The organism is Streptomyces sp. Y1, from assembly GCF_041053115.1.
Taxonomy (GTDB): domain Bacteria; phylum Actinomycetota; class Actinomycetes; order Streptomycetales; family Streptomycetaceae; genus Kitasatospora; species Kitasatospora rubellomurina.
The window spans coordinates 387,493-406,515 of sequence record NZ_CP163445.1 but is presented as its reverse complement, the minus strand read 5'-3'; the positions used below and the strand labels follow the sequence as shown (position 1 = coordinate 406,515).

General features: G+C 74.5%; 16 protein-coding genes. 12 read left to right on the top strand and 4 right to left on the bottom strand.

Annotated features, from left to right (window positions below):
• Positions 1-2: 2 nt before the first annotated feature.
• Positions 3-875, top strand: coding sequence for a pyrroloquinoline quinone biosynthesis protein PqqB (gene pqqB / locus AB2U05_RS01540; RefSeq protein WP_369182164.1), 873 nt, complete (start codon positions 3-5; stop codon positions 873-875).
• An 80-nt stretch (positions 876-955) separates the two neighbouring features.
• Here pqqB and AB2U05_RS01535 read toward each other — a convergent pair whose 3' ends face one another.
• Entirely contained in the window at positions 956-2,602 is a 1,647-nt protein-coding gene (locus AB2U05_RS01535; protein WP_369182163.1) for a PQQ-binding-like beta-propeller repeat protein, read from the bottom strand.
• A 175-nt stretch (positions 2,603-2,777) separates the two neighbouring features.
• Here AB2U05_RS01535 and AB2U05_RS01530 point away from each other — a divergent pair, with 175 nt between their 5' ends.
• The 7 genes from AB2U05_RS01530 (at position 2,778) to AB2U05_RS01500 (ending at position 11,572) form a co-directional block, all read left to right on the top strand.
• A complete protein-coding gene (locus AB2U05_RS01530; protein WP_369182162.1) occupies positions 2,778-3,164 on the top strand; it encodes a hypothetical protein in 387 nt (128 codons plus the stop codon).
• A 138-nt stretch (positions 3,165-3,302) separates the two neighbouring features.
• Positions 3,303-3,833 (top strand): hypothetical protein, encoded by a 531-nt coding sequence (locus AB2U05_RS01525; protein WP_045695977.1) that lies wholly within the window; start codon positions 3,303-3,305, stop codon positions 3,831-3,833.
• Between the two features lie 2 nt (positions 3,834-3,835).
• Entirely contained in the window at positions 3,836-5,068 is a 1,233-nt protein-coding gene (locus AB2U05_RS01520; RefSeq protein ID WP_369182161.1) for a sensor histidine kinase, read from the top strand.
• Between the two features lie 305 nt (positions 5,069-5,373).
• Positions 5,374-8,751, top strand: coding sequence for a right-handed parallel beta-helix repeat-containing protein (locus tag AB2U05_RS01515; RefSeq protein WP_369182160.1), 3,378 nt, complete (start codon positions 5,374-5,376; stop codon positions 8,749-8,751).
• Positions 8,752-8,896: 145 nt separating this feature from the next.
• Positions 8,897-9,988: a vWA domain-containing protein gene (locus AB2U05_RS01510; RefSeq protein WP_045695980.1), complete on the top strand. Its 1,092-nt coding sequence runs from the start codon at positions 8,897-8,899 to the stop codon at positions 9,986-9,988.
• Positions 9,989-10,321: 333 nt separating this feature from the next.
• Entirely contained in the window at positions 10,322-10,705 is a 384-nt protein-coding gene (locus AB2U05_RS01505) for a hypothetical protein (RefSeq protein ID WP_369182159.1), read from the top strand.
• A gap of 159 nt (positions 10,706-10,864) precedes the next feature.
• Positions 10,865-11,572 (top strand): sigma-70 family RNA polymerase sigma factor, encoded by a 708-nt coding sequence (locus AB2U05_RS01500; RefSeq protein WP_244178751.1) that lies wholly within the window; start codon positions 10,865-10,867, stop codon positions 11,570-11,572.
• Positions 11,573-11,663: 91 nt separating this feature from the next.
• On the opposite strand, the gene AB2U05_RS01495 is transcribed toward AB2U05_RS01500, so the two are convergent.
• A complete protein-coding gene (locus AB2U05_RS01495) occupies positions 11,664-12,953 on the bottom strand; it encodes a serine hydrolase (RefSeq protein WP_052707347.1) in 1,290 nt (429 codons plus the stop codon).
• Positions 12,954-13,269: 316 nt separating this feature from the next.
• Between AB2U05_RS01495 and AB2U05_RS01490 the strand changes: the two genes are divergently transcribed.
• Positions 13,270-14,277, top strand: a complete 1,008-nt coding sequence (locus tag AB2U05_RS01490; RefSeq protein ID WP_369182158.1) for a phosphatidylserine/phosphatidylglycerophosphate/cardiolipin synthase family protein — start codon at positions 13,270-13,272, stop codon at positions 14,275-14,277.
• An 83-nt stretch (positions 14,278-14,360) separates the two neighbouring features.
• Entirely contained in the window at positions 14,361-15,278 is a 918-nt protein-coding gene (locus AB2U05_RS01485; RefSeq protein WP_045695989.1) for an alkaline phosphatase family protein, read from the top strand.
• A 10-nt stretch (positions 15,279-15,288) separates the two neighbouring features.
• Here the strand turns inward: AB2U05_RS01485 and AB2U05_RS01480 are convergent, their stop codons facing one another.
• The gene (locus tag AB2U05_RS01480; RefSeq protein WP_369182157.1) at positions 15,289-16,563 is read right to left on the bottom strand and encodes an MFS transporter; all 1,275 of its coding nucleotides are present in this window, start codon (positions 16,561-16,563) and stop codon (positions 15,289-15,291) included.
• A gap of 82 nt (positions 16,564-16,645) precedes the next feature.
• Between AB2U05_RS01480 and AB2U05_RS01475 the strand changes: the two genes are divergently transcribed.
• Complete coding sequence (locus tag AB2U05_RS01475; protein ID WP_045695996.1) at positions 16,646-17,167, top strand: MarR family winged helix-turn-helix transcriptional regulator; 522 nt, start codon at positions 16,646-16,648, stop codon at positions 17,165-17,167.
• A gap of 61 nt (positions 17,168-17,228) precedes the next feature.
• Positions 17,229-17,831 carry a hypothetical protein gene (locus tag AB2U05_RS01470; protein ID WP_244178752.1) on the top strand — a complete coding sequence of 201 codons (603 nt, stop codon included), beginning with the start codon at positions 17,229-17,231 and terminating at the stop codon, positions 17,829-17,831.
• Here the strand turns inward: AB2U05_RS01470 and AB2U05_RS01465 are convergent.
• Positions 17,819-18,883 carry a TolB family protein gene (locus AB2U05_RS01465; RefSeq protein ID WP_369182156.1) on the bottom strand — a complete coding sequence of 355 codons (1,065 nt, stop codon included), beginning with the start codon at positions 18,881-18,883 and terminating at the stop codon, positions 17,819-17,821. The two genes, AB2U05_RS01470 and AB2U05_RS01465, sit on opposite strands and share 13 nt — an antisense overlap.
• Positions 18,884-19,023: the final 140 nt, after the last annotated feature.

Below are 19,023 nucleotides of genomic sequence, written 5' to 3'. Positions count from 1 at the left end.
AGTTGAAGATCCGCATCCTCGGAACCACCGCCGGCGGCGGCCTCCCGCAGTGGAACTGCGGCTGCACCGAATGCACCGCCGCCCGCCGCACCGGTTCCGCCCGCCACCAGGACTGCCTGGCCGTCAGCGGCGACGGCCGCGCCTGGTACCTGGTCAACGCCTCCCCGGACCTGCGGACCCAACTCCTGGCGACCCCCGAACTCGCCCCCGCCCCCGGCACCCGCGACACCCCGCTGCGCGGCGCCCTGCTCACCAGCGCCGAACTCGACCACACCCTGGGCCTGTTGACCCTGCGCGAAGCCGCCGGCCTGACCATCCACGCCACCGCCGCGGTACGCCACGCCCTCCACCACGCCTTCCCCGCGGGCCCGCTCCTCGCCGCCTACACCACCGCCGACTGGCACACCGTCACCCCGGGCAAGCCCGTCCACCTGGACGGCGGCCTGAACGCCGAACCCTTCGCCCTCGGCGGCAAGCGCCCCCGCTACGCCGCCGACCTCCCGGACGGCCCCGACTGGGTGACCGGCTACCGCTTCACCGAGGAGGGCGGCGCCGCCTGCGCCGTGTACGCCCCGGGCCTCGCCGACTGGACGCCGGCCATGGACCGCGCGGTGGCCGGCGCCGACCTGGTCCTGCTCGACGGCACCTTCGCCACCCCCGACGAGCTCGCCGCCCGCACCGCCGGCGCCCGCCGTTCCCCCGGGATGGGCCACCTCGCCGTCCGCGACTCCCTCCCGCACCTCGCCCGCCACCCCGGCCCCCGCTACCTCTACACCCACCTCAACAACACCAACCCCCTCGCGCGCGACACCCCGCCCGAGCTGACGGCAGCGGGCGCCGCGGTCGCCGAGGACGGCCTGCTGATCGAGCTCTGACCCCGGGGCGGCGCGGACACGGCTGTGCCCGACCGGAGGAACCGGTCGGGCACAGGATCCAAGAGCCGGGCCTCAATCCGTCACTGGCTGCCGAAGGCCACGATGTGGCCGTCCCTGGTCCCGACGAACACCCGGCCGCTGTCCGTCGCGGGGACGACGAACTTGGCCGCCGTGCCGATCGGGAAGGACCGGCGCAGGTGCATGACGCCGTTGACGGGCACCGCGTCGTACACCCGCAGCTCGCCGCCGACGCCGCCCGCGCCGGAGCCGGACCAGACCGCCCAGACCAGCGCGGAGCCGGGGTTCGTCCCGTTGGAGGTGACCACCGGGGAGCCGGAGCCGTAGCCGAAGCCCTCGTTGCTGGTGCCGGCGCTGGTCAGGGTCGGGACGCCGGAGCCGTTCAGCCCGTACCTGAGCGCCCGCATCGGGGAGCGGCCGTTGCCGGTGTCGGTGGACACCGTGTAGACGTAGCCGCCGCCACCGCCGAAGACCGCCGGGTGGCCCCAGACGCCCTCGAAGGGGCCGGCCATGCTGACCGGGTTGTCGGTGCCGTTCGGGCCCTGGCCCATGCCGCCGAGGTTGTCCCGGTCCAGCAGGAAGACCCGGCCGTCCTTGCCGACCTCGACCAGCAGGTGCGGGTGCGTGGCGGTCCCGAAGCCGGACGGCAGGGCCGTCGGCCCGCCGGAGCCGAGGTCGGTGTCGTTCGAGTCCATCGTGCGGTTGTTGGTCGGGCTGAAGAAGTCCTTGGCGCTGAGGCTGCCGTCGCTGTTCACCCCGAGCCGGATCACCGACTCGCCGAGGTGGCCGGGGGGCCGGTTGCCGGGGCCGGGGCTCGGCGAGGCGCCCGTGCCGGCGCCGTTGCCGGTGGCGACGAAGATCCGGCCGGTGCCGTCCGAGACCAGCCCGCCGCCGCTCTGCCAGATGCCGGCCTCCATGGTGTCGGAGCCGGCCTCGGTGGACCACAGGGTGAGCTTGCGGGTGCTGACGTTGACGCCGACGACCTGGCCGACGTACGGGCCGGTGTCGCAGTAGGAGGCGAAAGCCGCGTAGACGGAGCCGTTCATCAGCAGCAGGCCGGGGCGCCCGTTGGCCGTCTTGGCGTTGAACGGGTGGCCCGGGCTGTTGGTCGGCGTGCCCTGGATGGTCACCGGCCAGCCCGAGCGCTCGGCGCCGGTGGACGCGTTCAGCGCGTGCAGGTACCAGTGCGGGTGGTCGACGTCCGGGCCGTCGTTGGCCTTGCTGGTCAGGTAGACGGTGTTGGAGGAGGAGTCGTACACCGGCGTGGCGGTGATGCCGGTGTGGGCGGCCGGGTCGTTGCAGCTGACGGCCGAGGTGGGCCAGGCCGGGCCGAGCTGGCGGGTCCAGTTGGCCTTGCCGGTGGCGGGGTCGAGGCCGTAGACGTCGTTGTTCTCGGTCGCGGCGATCACGTTCGTGCCGGTGACCAGCGGCTGGGCCAGCACCGCGCCGCTCACCGCGGTCGACCAGCGCTGCCCGAACGCCGAGGAGGACACCTGGGCGTGCGACAGGTTCGGCTCGTTCGCGTCCCAGCCGGTGCGCTTGTTGTTGAGCGAGACGGTGGGATCGACGGCCTGCGCCGGTGCCGCGAAGCCGAGCAGCAGCAGGCCCGCCGCGGTCGCCGCCCCCGCTCTCAGCCGGAGCAGTGCCCGTCCCCTCCTTCTTCCTCCTCCTCCGTCTCGCCGGTGCGTCGGTGAACTGAGTCGCGTCATGTGATCCGCCCTGGTCTCCGGTTTGCCGTGGCCGCCGAGATCCGGCCGAGCGCCCATTGTGGTGACGTCGCGTCAGGGCGGCGCGCAACCGCGGGGCGACGCGGCGGCAGCTTCACGCGAGGGGAGCAGTGGGGTCGGCCCGGGTCCGGAAACCGCGGCGAACCGGAGTGCCCTCGTGACCGACACCCACGGCGCCCGACTCCGGGCCGAAGCCGCCGGCCTGCTAAGGGAGTTGCACGACTGGGAGATCGAACCCGGCCTCGGCGGCGAGGAGTTCGAGCGGATCGAGGCGCAGTACGGCTTCCGGTTCGCCGACGACCACCGGGCCTTCCTCGCGGCCGCGCCGCCGCTGGTCCCGCTCTACGGGCACCGCTTCCTCCCCGCCGGGCGGGGCACCAGCGGCCACCCGGTGCTGTCGATCTGGGGAACGGACATGATCTCCTACGGCGGCGACCTCGCCGAGTACATCGACCACGAGTTCGCGCACCCGGGAGGCTTCCCCGTCCCGGAGGGCTGGGACCCGCAGGCCACCGTGCCCTTCTGGAAGGACTTCCCGGGGTAGCGCCGGGCGGCGGCCGCTCACTCGCACGGGTCGCTCCCGGGGGCGGCCGCCCGGCGGGCCGGGTTAGGACTGGACGGGACACCACCGGTCACCGCCGGGCCACGCGCCCGGGCGGCCTCACCACGCTGGGACCCCACCATGAACGACTCCCCGACCGTCGGTGCGACCGTGCACCTCGTCGAGCCGGACGGGTCCGCCGGGCCCGCCCTCGCGCACGGGTTCCTCGCCGGGCCGAGCACCGTCCTCGTCCCGGACCCGCCGAAGACGATCGGCGACCCCTGGCAGCGCTACCTGGTCGAGATCGGGCCGAACGGCGACGGCGGCGCGTCCGAGACCGTCCGGGTGGCCGGGATCAGCCTGGCCGCCACCTCGGCGGAGGGCATCCGGACGGCGGCCGCCGTCCTCGCACTGGTCGGGCCGTCCCGGCACGCGGACCAGGCGGCCGTCCGGACCACGCTCCCGGCCCTCGCCGACAGCCTGCGCCGGCACCAGGGCGACCTGTGGTCCGCGTACGCCGGCCTCGGCTTCCCGGTCACGGCCCCCGCCGTGCCGGCCGACGGGTCCGCCGCGGCCGCCGAGGCCTGGTGGATCGGGCAGGAGGGGCACGACCTGGTCGTCTTCGCCCAGGGCATCTGCTGCATCACCGTCAACTGCGGCGGCTGCAAGTAGCCGTGAGCACCGTCGCGCAGGCACAGCCCGCCGCCGACCGCCGGCGCTGGCTGCGGTCCACCCGGCTGCAGGACGCCGCCCTCGCCCTCGCCGTGATCGTCCCGGAGGCGTTCTTCTTCGGCGACCCGGTCGCGCCCGGCACCACCTGGCGCAAGCAGCTGGAGCTGGTCGCGCTCTGCGTGCCCGAGTTCCTGGCCCTGCTGTACCGGCGGCGCCTGCCCGTCCCGGCGTTCGCGGTGGTGTGGGCGGTGGCGGTCTGCGCCGACCTGCTGACCATCACCACCGACTTCCAGTTCACGCCCTACTTCGGGGTGCTGGTCGCGCTCTACACCCTCGCCCGCGACGGCGGCCGCAGTACCGGCCTGGCCGCCCTCGCGGGCGCACTGGTGCCCGCCGGGCTGGCCGTCTGGTACACCTTCGACCAGCTCGCGGTGCCCGGCTACCGCACGGCCGCGCTGATCGCCGGCATCGCCTTCTACCTGCCGGTCACCGCCGCGACCTGGGGCGTCGGCGTGTGGGGCCGGGCCGTCGCCGAGGCGGCCGAACGGGACCGCCGCGAACTGGCCCGAGCCCGCGACGCCGTCCGGCACGAACGGACGCAGATCGCCCGGGAGTTGCACGACATCGTGGCCAACGCGGTGGCCGTCATGGTGCTCCAGGCCGAGGCGGCCCGCGCCGCCGGGCCCGCCGCCCTCCCGCCCGGCGCGGACGACGCCCTGGGCCGGATCGAGGAGGTCGGCCGGGGCGCGATGGGCGAGCTGCGCCGGCTGCTGCGCCTGCTGCGCACCGCCGACGCCACCGTGGAGGCCGGCGCGGGCCGCCGCGGACTCGCCGACCTGGCGGCGCTGCTGGAGGGCGTCCGGCAGGCCGGCGTCACGGTCGACCTGGAGGTGCGCGGCACCCCGGCGCACCTGGACGACAGCGTCGACCTGACGGCCTACCGGCTGGTGCAGGAGGCCGTCACCAACGTGACCAAGCACGCCGGGCCGGGCAGCCGGGCCGTGGTCCGGATCGACTGGTCGGACGTGCTGAGCCTGGAAGTGGTCGACGACGGCGCCGGCCGCCCCCGAACCGGCCCCGGCCGCGCCCTCTCGACCGGCCACGGCCTCCTCGGCCTCGCCGAACGCGTCGCCCTGTTCGGCGGCGAGCTGACGGTCGGCCCCTACCACGACGGCTTCCGCGTGGCGGCCACCCTGCCCCTCAGCCCGACACCGGACCCCGTGCCGCCGGGCTGACGGTCGGGCCCCGCGGCGACGACTTCCGTGTCGCGGCCACCCTGCCCCTCCTTCGTGCTCACGCCGCCCGAGGAGTCCGCCGAACCGAGGCGAAGCGGCTGAACCCGGGCGGCCGCCCGGCCCGTAGCTCCCCACAGGAGTGTCGTCGGACGCAGGGGAAGCATGGTGGGCGAGGAGAAGCGCCGTGGGGCGGGGGCCTCGGGCTCGGCCGGGTTCCAACGTCCGGCGGTGAACCGGGTGTTGGCGGCCGAGGAGGAGACGGCCCCGGAGCAGGCCGAGCCGACCGGGAAGGCCGAGGCCGCCCCATGTCGCGCCCGGTGCTGACGGTCTGCGCGGAGCGGCAGGAGCCCGGCTCCTACCGCACGATCGGCGAGGCCGTCCAGGCCGCCCGCAGCGGTGCGGTGATCTCGGTGCGCCCCGGCCGGTACGAGGAGAACCTCGTCCTCACCAAGGTGGTGAGCATCACCGCCGAGGACGCGCGGGGCAGCGTGCGGATCAGCCCCCGGCGCGGCTCGGTCGTCCAAGTGCTCGCCGAGGCCGTCCAGTTGACCGGCCTGGTGCTGCAGGGGCAGGACGCGGACCTGCCCGCCGTGGACGTCCCGCGCGGCCAGCTCGCCCTCCAGGACTGCGAAGTGGTCGGCACCTCCTGGACGGCCGTACTCACCCGCCAGCAGGGCGAGCTGGCCATGCGCGGCTGCCGGGTCGTCAACCCGGCCGGGGCCGGCCTGGTCGAGACCTCCACCGGCTCCAGCGTCATCGAGGACAGCGTGGTCGAGCACCTCGGCACCTCCGCCCTGGTCATCGGCGAGCGCGCCAACCCGACCGTGCGCCGCTGCGTGCTGCGCGACGCCCGGGGCAACGGCGTGTGCGCCAACGGCGAGTCGCGCGGCGTCCTGGAGGACTGCGAGATCTCCGGCACCGACAAGCCCGCCGTCGCCATCGAGGAGCAGAGCAGCACCCGCCTGGTGCGCACCGCGATCCGCGACGCCGAACTCGGCGTCTTCGTCGGCTCCACGGCCCGCGTCGTCCTGGAGGACTGCACCGTCACCGCCGTGCGCGGCCACGGCTACGTGCTCACCAACGGCACCGACCCGCTGCTGCGCCGCTGCCGCGCCGTCCGCACCCGGGGCCACGGCCTGCACATCGCCGGCCGGGCCCGCGGCACCCTGGAGGACTGCGAGGTCACCGCCGCCGCCCAGGCCGGCATCCACGTCGGCGGATCGGCCGGCCCCAGCCTGCTGCGCGCCGTGGTGCGCGACGGCGAGGGCGACGGCGTCGAGATCACCGGGGAGAGCGCCGCCGAGTTCGACCGCCTGGAGGTGCACGGCCCGGCCGGCACCGGCGTCGTCGTCCGCGAGGGCGCCAACCCGCTGCTGCGCCGCGCCACCGTCACCGCCGCCGGCGGGCACGGCATCGAGGCGCTGCGCGACGGGCGCGGCCGGATCGAGGACGCCACCGTGCTCGACTCCGGCCGGCACGGTGTCCGGATCGGCGACGGCGCCAACACCTACCTGGGCGCCGTCCTGCTGCGCGGCGGCAAGGGCTGCGGCGTCTCGGTCGGCCCCGAGGGCGTCGCCACCCTGCGCGACGTCGAGGCCGCCGACAACGCCCTGGACGGCGCCAGCGTCGAACGCGGCGGCGAACTCACCGCCACCCGTGCCCGGTTGCGCGCCAACCGCCGCCACGGCCTGCACCTGCTGCCGGGCGCCCGCGCCACGCTCACCTCCTGCCGGCTCACCGGCAACACCGAGGACGGGCTGCGCTCCGAGTCCGCCGAGTCCGTCCGGCTCACCGACTGCCTGGCCGCCGAGAACGACGGCGCCGGGCTGCGGCAGACCGAGCCCACCGACCGCCTCGCCGTCGAGAACCTGGACAGCCGGGACAACCGCTCGCCGGACGCCCACGGCGCCGCCACCGCGTCCGCCGCGTCCGCCGCGCCCGGCGGTCCCGCGGCGGCGGACGGCGGCGGCGAAGCGCCGGGGCAGCCGCAGCCGTCCGCGGGCGGGCAGCAGCAGGGCCCGCAGGCCGTCCTGCAGACCCTGGTCGGGCTGGAGGGCGTCAAGGAGCAGGTCGCCACCCTGGTCAACCTCAACAAGCTGGCCCGGCGCCGCGAACAGGCCGGGCTGCCCGCCCTGCCGATGAGCCGCCACCTGGTCTTCGCCGGCCCGCCCGGCACCGGCAAGACCACGGTGGCCCGGTTGTACGGGGCGATCCTCGCCGAGCTCGGCGTGCTCCGCGGCGGCCACCTCGTCGAGGTCGCCCGCGCCGACCTGGTCGCCCCGATCATCGGCGGCACCGCGCTCAAGACCACCGCGGTGGTCAAGGAGGCCCTCGGCGGGGTGCTGTTCATCGACGAGGCGTACACCCTGTCCGCCGGCTCCGGCGGCGCCGGCCCGGACTTCGGGCGGGAGGCCGTCGACACCCTGGTCAAGCTGATGGAGGACCACCGCGAGGACCTGGTCGTCATCGTCGCCGGGTACGAGACCGAGATCCACGAGTTCCTGGCCTCCAACCCGGGCCTGGCCTCCCGGTTCAGCCGCACCGTCGCGTTCCGGAACTACAGCGTCGACGAGCTCACCACCATCGTCGAACACGCCTCCGGCGGGCACGGCTACGAACTCGCCGAGGGCACCCGCGAAGCCCTCACCGTCCACTTCGAGCGGATGCCCAAGGGCGCCGACTTCGGCAACGGCCGGGCCGCCCGCAAGGTCTTCGAGGAGATGGTCGACCGGCAGGCCTCCCGGCTCGCCGCGCTCGACCACTTCGACAACGCCGACCTCACCCGGCTGCTGCCCGCCGACGTCGGCGAGGAGGCCGCCGCCGCCGTCGCCCGCGCCGCCGCCGGCCAGGGCGAACCCGAGGCGCCCGGCCTGCTCGACCGGCTGCGCGGCATGGTCGGCCTGGCCGCCGCCAAGCAGCAGGTCGAGGACCTGGTCAACCTCACCCGGCAGACCCGCCGCCGGCTCGACGCCGGCCTGCCCGCCGCCACCATCGGCCACCACCTGGTCTTCGCCGGGCCGCCCGGCACCGGCAAGACCACCGTCGCCCGGCTCTACGGCGAACTGCTCGCCGAGCTCGGCGTGCTGCCCTCCGGCCGGCTCGTCGAGACCGCCCGCGCCGACCTCGTCGGCCGCTACGTCGGCCACACCGCCCAGCTCACCCGCGACGCCTTCGAACGGGCCCGCGGCGGCGTCCTGTTCATCGACGAGGCCTACACCCTCACCCCCCGCGGCGGCGCCGGCGGCGACTTCGGGCAGGAGGCCGTCGACACCCTGATGAAGCTGATGGAGGACCACCGCGACGAGGTGGTCGTCATCGTCGCCGGCTACGAGGAGGAGATGCGCGGCTTCCTCTCCTCCAACCCCGGCCTGGCCTCCCGGTTCTCCCGCGAGATCACCTTCGACCACTACGCGGACGACGAACTCGTCGCCATCGTCCGCCGCCAGGCCGAGACCGCCGGGTACCACTGCGCCCCGCAGACGCTCGCCGCCCTCGCCGCCCACTTCGCCGCCGCCCCGCGCGACCGCTCCTTCGGCAACGGGCGCTTCGCCCGGCAGGTGCTGGAATCGATGATCACCCGCCAGGCCGGGCGGCTCGCCCGCCTCGACGTCGCCGACCTCGACGAGCTCAGCCTGCTGCTGCCGCAGGACCTCCCGGCCGGCCGGACCGGCGGCCGGCCGTGAGGACGTGCGGACGGCCGTACGGGCGGTCATGCGGACGGCCGTACGGACGTCGGCCGGCTGTCAGTGCCCCCTCCTAGGGTGGAACCAACGTCGAAGGGGGCGCCGGAAACCGGCGTCGGGGCGGCGTTCGGAGAGGGGTACAGCCATGTCGGCGAACACGATCAAGCACAAGGTCAACCACGTCTCGCTGGTGGTCGACAAGTCCGGCTCGATGGGGCCGCACGCGAACCAACTCGTGCGGGTGGTCGACGAGTTCGTGAAGGGCCTCCAGGAGGAGTCGGACCGGCTCGGGCACGAGACCCGGATCAGCCTCTACGCCTTCGACCACCAGGTGCAGAACCTGGTCTGGGACATGGACGTCAAGCACCTGCCGTCGCTGCGCGGCCTCTACTCCGTCGACAACGGGGCGACGGCGCTGATCGAGGCGGCGGTGAAGTCGATCGACGACCTGAAGAACATCTGGGAGGGCTACGGGGAGCACTCCTTCCTCCAGGTCGTCGTCACCGACGGCGAGGAGAACGCCTCCGGCTGCTCGGAGAGCGGCGAGATGCACGCCCGGATGGGCGGCCGCCGGGGCTCCGCCGTCCTGAAGAACTGGCTCGACCGCATCCAGGGCGCGATGGACGAGCTGCCCGACCACTGGACCTCGGCGATCCTGGTCCCGAACTCCCTGGCCAAGCGCACCGCGCAGGAGTACGGCTTCCCGGCGGGCAACATCGCGATCTGGGACGCGGACTCCACCAAGGGCGTCGAGGAGGCCATCGGCACGGTCAAGTCGGCCGCCACGAGCTTCCTGCGCGGCCGCGAGCAGGGCGTGCGCGGCACCAGGAACCTGTTCGCGATGGGCCAGGACCTGAACACCGCCGACGTGAAGGCCAACCTGGACGCCCTCGACACCGGCAAGTACATCCTGGTGCCCGTCGACGAGAACACGCCGATCCGCGAGTTCGTCACCCGCGCCGGGCACGCGTACACGACCGGCTGCGCCTTCTACGAGCTGTCCAAGCGCGAGAAGATCCAGGGCAGCAAGCAGCTGGCCGTGGCGGAGAAGGACCCGGCCACCGGCCGGATGACGGGCCGGGTCTTCTCGGGCCCGGCGGCCCGCCGGCTCCTCGGCCTGCCGAACGCGGAGGCCACCGTGAAGCCGGGCGAGAACCCGGCGTACACCGTGTTCGTCCAGTCGACCTCGGTGAACCGGAAGCTGGTCCCGGGCACCAAGCTGCTCGTCATGCTGTGACGGGCGACGGCGCCGACGCCGGTGAGGAAGGTTGCGTCGGAGCGGGCCGTCGCCTGACCTCCTGGGTGTCGTGCCGTTCCCGCACCCTGTCCCACGGCCCGCGGGCCCGCCCCGGTTCACCTGAACCGCGCTGGCGCGAGCCCCCGTTGAGCGGGTCGGGGCGCGGCGGGGGCCGCCTTCCGGCCAACCCCCGGCTCCGGCCGGTCGGAGGCGGAAAACCCCCTGCCGGAGCGGCCGCCGCTCGCTACGGTCTCCCGGTGGCACTCGACGCCGTCGAGTGCCAGCGGCAGGAACCGGTGCGAGTCCCGGGTACGGGACCGGGAAGGAACGACGATGGATGCGGACGAGGCGCAGGCCCGGGAGTACCTGGCGGCGCTGGTGAGCGGACCGGAGCCGATCCGGCCGGGGCAGCCCGCGCTGGCGGTGCCCGAGCAGCGGGCCGAGGTCGTGATCGCGGTGGCCCGCCGGCTGGCGCTGAAGGCGGCGCCCCGGCCGGGGACGGGAGCGGGGCCGAACCCGGCGCCGGAGCTGCTGAGCGTGGCCGAGGCCCTGGTGGTGGACGAGCACCCGGCGGCGGCCGACTGGTCGGCGGCCGACCGGGACCGGCTGGTGGGCTGGGTGGCGGTGCTGATCGAGCACCGGGGCGAGGACGGCGTGCAGGACCTGGTCCGGGCGTTAGCCGCAGAGCTGCGGGACGAGCCCGGAGGGAGCCGCTGACGGCCCACTGACGGACGGCGCGGCGGGACGTTAGCGGAGCGTTGGTGGCGCATTTGCGCCGCCCGGCACGCTGCTGTCACAGCCGCCGGCAGCGGGGACGACCGGCACAGGTGTCCCCGAGTCCGAGCGGTGCTCCCAGCCCGACCTGAGAGGTAGCGCGTGTCGTCGAAGCCGTCCGTCGCCCAGTCCGCGCCCGGCGCCGAGATCGTCCGGATTCCCGTCCAGCGCCAGGCCTCCAGCGCCGGGACCGGCCCCGAGGCTCCCGAGGCCGCCGCGTCCGCCACCGCCGTGCCCGCCACCGGTGTGCCCGCCGCGAAGCCCCGCCCGACCCTCGACCCGGACACCCTGGCCGAGATCTACCGCCTGCACGGCGGGTACCTGCTGCGCTCGCTGCTGCGCGCCACCGGAGGCGACCGCGGCAAGGCCGAGGACATCCTGCAGGAGACCCTGCTGCGCGCCTGGCAGCACCCGGAGGCGCTGGCCGCCGGCCCGGAGCAGAGCCGCCCGTGGCTGTTCACGGTGGCCCGCCGGATCGCCATCGACCACTACCGGATGGCCGCCGCCCGCGCGAAGGAGGTCATCGGCGAGGCGCCCGAGGACCGCCCGCTGGCCGAGGACCCGTACGAGCAGGTGGTGGTCGCCCGGGACATCTCGCTGGCGCTGCGCCGGGTGCAGAAGCACCACCGCGAGGTGCTGGTCGAGCTGCACCTGAAGGACCGCTCGGTGCAGGAGGCCTCGGCCCGGCTGGGGGTGCCGCCGGGGACGGTCAAGTCCCGCAACTTCTACGCGATCCGGGCGCTGCGCCCGGTGCTGGCCGCCGAGCACGGCTACGCCCCGGCCCGGTCGGCCCCCGCGGGGACGGCCTGACCGGCTGCCGCTCCGACCGGGTGCCGCCCCCACGACGAACCGCCCCTCGCCGCGACGGCGCGGGGCGGTTCGTCGTGCCCGGGCGGGAGGCTCAGAACCGGGTGTCCTCCACGGCCGGCAGCAGGACGTCCCCGGCCCCCGCGCCGTTCGCCGGGGCGGCCGCGTCGCGCTGCGCGAGGCGCGGGGCGGCAGCGGCCGGCTTGGCGCCGCAGAACGCGGGCTCCAGCGCGCTCATCAGGCCCTGGGTCACCGAGCCGTTGTTGGAGGCGTTCGCGAAGACCACGACGCTGCGGTGGCCGTCCGGGGCGGTGAAGGACTGCGTCTGGTAGCCCTGGACGATGCCGCCGTGCCCGTACACGTCGCCGCAGGACAGCGTGATCCGGCGCAGCCCCAGCCCGTAGCTGATCTTGGGGTTGGGGGTGGGCAGCACGGCGGTCATCTGCTGGAGCGAGGCGTCGCTGACCAGCCCGCCCGCGCTGCCGGCGGCCAGGGCGGTGAGGAAGCGGTCGAGGTCCTCGGCGGAGGAGATGACGCCGCCGGCGGCCCACAGCCAGGAGGCGGTCTGCTCGGTGGAGTCGAGCAGCGGCTTGGTGCGGTCGTCGTTGGTGAGGTAGCCGGTGACGTGCGGGCCGGTGATCTTCTCGTCCGGCACCACGAAGGAGGTGCGGCGCAGGCCGAGCGGCTCGATGATCCGCTCGCGCAGCACGTCCGCGTACGGGCGGCCGGTGAGGTGCTCGACGGCGAGGCCCATCAGCACGAAGTCGGTGTTGGAGTAGGAGTAGCGGCTGCCCGGGGTGTACTGCACGCCGTGCTTGACGGACATCGCCACCAGGTCGGCCGGCGCGTACACCTGGGTGCGGATGCGGGCCTCGAAGGCGCTGGTGGTCTCCTCGCCGGGCTGCTCAAGCAGGTCGTTGGTGTGGTCGTAGATCCCGGCGCGGTGCTCCATGACCTGGCGGCCGGTCATGGTCCAGTCCTCCGGGAGGGTGCCGGCGGGCAGGTAGTCGCGCAGCGGCTTGTCGAGGTCGATGCGCCCCTGCTCCGCCAGCTGCATCACGAGAACGGCGGCGAACATCTTGCTGTTGCTGCCGACCCGGAACCTCCACGAGGATTTCATCGGGGTGCCGTCGAGGTCGGCCTGACCGACCGCCAGGGAGCGGACGGACTCCGTGTCGCCGTGGTCGCGGATCACCGCGAAGGCGCCGGGCGCGCCGGCGGCCTGGGTGGCCTTCAGGGCGGCGAGCACGCCCGCGGTGTCGGGCGCGGGGGCCGCGCCGGCGGTGCCCGGTGCGGCGGCCGTGGCCTGGGCGGCACCGGTCGCGAGCAGGACGGCCGTGGCGGCGGCCACCGCCAGGGGGCGCAGAAGGCTGGTCTTCGCCATGTTCCTCGGTCTCTCGTCGGCTGACGCGGTGTCGGACCGCGTCGATCGAAGATCCACTATCGACTGACCGGCGGCCGGTGGGCAACCTGAACCGGTCCGCGCGGATGGTCCGTTGCCGGTGGGGCCGGTGGGGCCGGTGGGGCCGGTGGGGCCGGTGGGGCGCACCAACCGTTTCCCGGGCCGGGGCCAAGGCTTTACCTGCTGTCGTCTACCCGCGTTGACCGCGCCCCGCCATGCTGTTCCAGCAGCCCGCGCGGCCCCGGACCAGCCCGCGCCCGGGCGACTTCCCCTTCCCCTCGCCGACCGTGGAGCCCCCATGTCCCTGGCCACCTTCGCGCGCCGCACCGGCGCCCTGCTGCTCGCCACCGCCGGCCTGATATCCGCCGCGGGCGCCGCGCAGGCCGCCACCGCGCGGGCCGCCCTCACCTCCGGCACGTACACCGCGGTCGTCTTCCCCGACCAGGACCACACGGTGGTCTACAACCTGATCAACTCGGCCACCAAGTCCGTCGACGTCACCATGTACGAGCTGCGCGACACGACGGCGGTCAACGCCCTGATCGCCCGTCAGCGGGCGGGCGTCAAGGTCCGGGTGATCCTGGACGCCAAGCACACCTCGGTCAACTCCGCCGCCTACAGCGCGCTCCAGGCGGCCGGCGTGGGCGTGACGTACTCCTCCTCGGCGTACGTCTACACCCACCAGAAGGCCGTCACCGTGGACGGCGCCAAGTCCCTGATCCTGACCGGGAACCTGGACGCCACCTACTACAGCACCAGCCGCGACTACGGCGTCGTCGACACCGACGCCAACGACGTCGCCGCGATCGAGCGGGTCTTCGCCGCCGACTACGCCAAGACCTCCGTCACCCCCACGGACGGCGACAACCTGGTCTGGTCGCCCACCGACTCGCAGGACCGGCTGCTGGCCCTGATCAACGGCGCGCAGACCTCGCTCGACGTCGAGGAGCTGGAGTTCGGCGACCAGGCGCTGGTCGACGCGATCACGGCGGCCGCCGACCGGGGCGTCGCCGTGCGCGTCGTCGGCATGAACCCGAGCTCGTACGGCTGGGCCTTCGACCAGGTCACCGCGTCCGGCGCCCGGGTCGTCACCTACTCCTCGACCACCGGCCTGTACATCCACGCGAAGGCCATCGTCGCCGACTACGGCACCGCCTCGGCCAAGGTGTTCGCCGGCTCGGAGAACTTCTCCGACAACTCGCTGAACAACAACCGCGAGCTCGGCCTGATCGTCGGCGACGCCGGGGTGCTCACCACCGTCGAATCGACCTTCGCCACCGATTTCGCCAACGGGCTGCCCTACTAGGCCGGTTGGCGAGCGCACCAACAGCCCGCCACCCCCCGATCCGGGCGGCCCCGCGAGGGCCGCCCTTCACCCGAGGACTCGTCATGACTTCGTCCGCGAAGCCCCTGAACGACAGCCCCGCGCACCGGGCCCCCCGCTCCCGGCGCACCGCGACCGCGATCGGCTCCGCCGCCGCGCTGGTCGCCGCCTCCGCCGGCCTGTGGGCCGCCACCGCCACCGAGGCGCAGGCGGCCGGGCTGCCGACGCCCGACCACGTCATCGTCGTGGTGATGGAGAACCACTCCTACTCCCAGATCATCGGGAGCAGCAGCGCGCCGTACATCAACAACACCCTGAAGGCGGGCGGGGCGAACCTCACCCAGTCCTACGCGATCACGCACCCCAGCGAGCCGAACTACTACGCGCTGTTCTCCGGCTCCACCCAGGGCACCACGGACGACAGCTGTGTGGTCGTCGGCGGGTTCCAGGCCCCGAACCTGGCCTCCGAGGTGCTCGCCGCGGGCAAGACCTGGGCCAGCTACAACGAGTCCCTGCCCAGCCAGGGCAGCACCACGTGCAGCAGCGGCAAGTACGCGCAGAAGCACAACCCGTGGTTCGGCTTCGGCAACGTCCCGCTCAACTCCGCGATGACGTTCGCCCAGTTCCCGACCGACTACACCACCCTGCCGAAGGTCTCCTTCGTCATCCCGAACCTGTGCAGCGACATGCACGACTGCTCGGTCAGCACCGGCGACACCTGGATCAAGAACAACCTGGGCGCGTACGCGGCCTGGGCGCAGACCCACAACAGCCTGCTCGTCATGACCTTCGACGAGGACAACAGCCTGTCCGGCAACCGGATCCCGACCGTGTTCTACGGCGCCCACGTCACCCCGGGCAGCAGCTCGTCCGGTACCTACAACCACTACAACGTGCTGCGCACCCTGGAGGACCTGGCCGGCACCACCGGCCACGCGGGCAACGCGGCGACCGCGAGCGACATCACCGGGATCTGGAACTGACCTTCCAGGCCTAGGAGTTGACCGGGGCCGGCGGCTGCTCGGCGGCCGCCGGCCCCGGTTCCGGAGCCGTCCGCGCGGGCGCGGCGCCGAAGCGGCGCACGCCCGGGACCGCCGCCGTGCCCGCACAGGCCAGCACCACCAGCGCGGCGGCGGCCAGCAGCGGCACCCGGCTGCCCCAGGCGTCGGCGGCGAGCGGCGCGAGGACGTACCCGAGCGGCGCCGCCGCCAGCGAGAGCAGCCAGTCGTACGAGGTGACCCGGGCCAGCACGTGGGCGGGGAACTCCTGCTGGACGACCGTCTCCCAGACCGGGTTGAGGAACCCCAGCCCGGCCAGCGCCACCGCGTAGACGGCCACCGTGACGGGCGCGGGCGTCGGGACGGCCAGTGCCACCAGCGGCAGCCCGTACAGCGCGAGGGCGAGGTTGCCGACGAGCACCGGGCGGCTCGGCCGGACCCGCGCGGCGAGCAGCGAGCCCGCCAGCAGGCCCACCGCCGCCGCCTGGGTGATCGCCACCCAGGCGCCGTCGCCGCCGAGCCGGGTCGCCGCGATCAGCGGGCCGAGGGTGAGCGCGACGGAGCTGGCGCCGTTCCACACGCCGTGCGCGATCAGGCTGGTCCAGTACCAGTCCCGGGCGCGCACCTCGCTCCAGCCCTCGGCGAGGTCCCGGCGCAGCGAGCGCCGCTCGGTGGGGACGCGGACGACGGTGATCCGGGTGAGCAGGGCCGCGCTCAGCACGAAGGAGAGGCCGTCGAGGAGGAACGCCCAGCCGGGCCCGGCGGTGTACACCAGGACGCCCGCGAGCGCGGGGCCGCCGAGGCGGGCGGCGCTGGAGGCGGAGCCGAGCAGGGCGTTGGCGCGCAGCCGGTGGGCCTCCGGGGTGGTGCCGCGGACCAGCGGGGAGGACGTCGGCATGGCGAAGGCGGAGGCGACGCCGCCGACCGCCTCGGCGACGGCGATGTGCGCGAGGCTCGGGCGGCCGCCGAGGAGTTCGAGGCCGACGAGCAACTGGGTGGCGGCGCGCACGAGGTCGGTGGTGAGCGCGACCAGGCGCGGGTCGAAGCGGTCGCCGGCCACCCCGCCGAAGGGCAGCAGGAGCAGCCGGGGCACCATCGCGCAGCCGAGCACGAGGGCGAGCGCGCCGGAGGAGCCGGTGGCGCGGGTGACGGCGATGGCGAGGGCGGCGGGGACGACGGCGTCGCCGAGGACGGAGACCGTCCGGCCGATGAAGAGCAGCCGGAAGTCGTGCAGGCGCAAGGGGTGCTGGGGATCCGGTGGTTGGGGCATGGGACGCACTGTATTTCGCTGACGAAATTTCGGCAACGAATATTTTGGCGGCGGCAGATCTGTCGCTTTGTACACTCCTGTCATGGCCGAGCACCCGCACCGACACCCGACCGCCCCCCGCGACTGGGTGGACGGCCACGTCGACCGCTGGCAACCGGTGCTGCCCGAACTCGACCCCGACATCGAGGGCGCGGTGACCCGCATGCAGCGCCTCGTCCGCCACCTCGGCCGCGTCCGCGAACAGGGCGTTGCCGAACACGGCCTGCACAAGCACGAGTTCGACACCCTGCACGTCCTCGCCGGCCGCGGCGGCCACGCCGCCCCCTCCGACCTGCGCACCGACCTCAACCTCGCCCCGGCCTCCGTCACCGGCCGGCTGGAGGCCCTGGAACGGCGCGGCTACATCTCCCGCACCCCCTCGACCGAGGACCGCCGCAAGGTCGACATCGTCCTCACGGACGCCGGCCGCGCCGCCTGGCACGAGGCCCTGGACGTCGTCGGCCGCGAGGAGCACCGCCTGCTGGGCGTCCTCACCGTCGAGGAGCGCCGCACCCTGTCGGACCTGCTGCGGAAGGTGATGCTGGTGCAGGAGGCGGGGGGCTGAGCCGGCCCGCGGCGGCCCCCGGGCTCGACCGGCGGCGCGCCGGGCTGGTATCGATGGGCGGGTGAGATTCGAACTCGTGCCGATGCCGGACGGGGTGGGAGCGCGCCCCCGCGACGGGCGCGGCTACCCCGTCCCGGCGATCACGCCCTGGCAGGACGGCGAGCCGCAGTTCGCGCTGACCGACCACGGCCGCAGCGCGGACTGCGCGCTGGAGCGCCGCTGTTCCGTCTGCGGCGAGTTCCTGCCCCGCGGCCCGGTGTGGCGGGTGGTCGGCCCCGCGGAGAGCGCGGCGATCGCGGCGGCGCTGGCCGAGGGCCGGCCGTACCGCAACCTGGCGCCCACCATGGAGGGCCCCGGGCACCGGGCCTGCATGCTGTACGCCGCGATGGTGTGCCCGTACCTGGCGCGGCCGAACGCCCGCCGGCGGGCGGGCGCGGCGGACGGCGGGGACGAGCTGGTGGCGGCCGCCGTGCGCGGGGCGGCGCGCGGCGGCCTGGGGGCGGTGGTCGGCTTCGGCGACTACGAGTACGCCGTCACCGAGGACCGGGTGCTGTTCCGCTTCCTCGACCTGGTGGAGTTCCTGCCGCACGAGTCGGCGGACGAGCACCTCGCCGAGCTGCGGGCCGAGTTGGCCCGCGGCTCGACACGGACTCACGGCCGGTAGGCGGGCAGCCCCTTGACGGTGGAGACCTTCGTCGGCGCGGCGGAGCCGTCGGCCGGCAGGGTGGCGACGCCGTCCGGGGTGCGGGCGGCGAGGATCCTGCCGTCCGGGGACCACGCGGGCTCGGTGTAGTCGGTGGTGGCGGACGGGGTGAGGTCCTTCTCTTTCCCGTCCGCGTCGGTGCCGCGGCTGAACAGGTGGTCGTGGCCGTTCACCGAGCGGACGAAGACCACGCGCCCGCCGTCCGGCGAGAGCGCCGGCTGGGAGCCCTTGCCCATGTCGCGGGTGTTGGGGCGGATGTAGTCGTCGTAGATGAAGACTTCGCCCGCCGGCGTGTTGGCGTACGCGACCTCGCCGCGCTGCCCGCCCGCGTTGGCCCAGGTGTTGCCGGTCTCGGGCGGCTGGGGGATGCCCTCGACGCCGCCCTCGGACCGGCTCGGGGTCAGCACCTCCGGGGTGCCGCCGACCGTCTTGGTGGGGACGGTCTTCAGCCGCAGCACCCCGCCCTTCTCGCTGGCGAAGACGAGGTTGGCGAACCGCTCGGTCTCGTTCGGTACGGCGTCGCCGCCGGCGCCCTTGGTGGCGTGCTGCCAGCTGGGGTGGGACCAGGTCTCGCCGCCCGGGTTCTTGGCGACGACCACCTTGTGGCCGCCGTCCGGGTCGGCGGTGACGAGGTCGCCGTCACCGTTGACGAACGCGGCCCGCTTGCCGTCCGGGGACCACGCGAGGTCGCGGACGACGGTGCCGAAGTCGACGGTGGTGCCGTTCATGGCGACGGTCCGGGTGCCGGTGCTGATGGTGAGGTGGTTGGCGGCGGAGGTGCCGTTGACCTCCTTGCCGCCCGGCGCCGGAGTGCCGGACGTGCCCGGGGTGCCCGACGTGCCCGAGGTGCCGGACGTGCCGGGCGCCGCCGAGCCGGTCGCCGCGCCCCCCGTCGCGGCGGCGCCGGCCCCGGGGGCCGGGTCGGCGTTCTCGGGTCCGCAGGCGGAGAGCAGGACCGCGCCGACGGCGGTCGTCAGGGCGATCGCGGCGACGGTGCCGAATCTGTTGCGCACGGACATTCCAGGGCCCCCTCGGTGTGGTTCTCGTTCCCCGCAGAGCGTGGCACCACCAGGTCAGGGCGCGGTGCGCGCGGTGTCACAGCCGTGGAACAACCTCGGCCCGACGCTCCGTCAGATCCCCGGGGGCGCGCCGG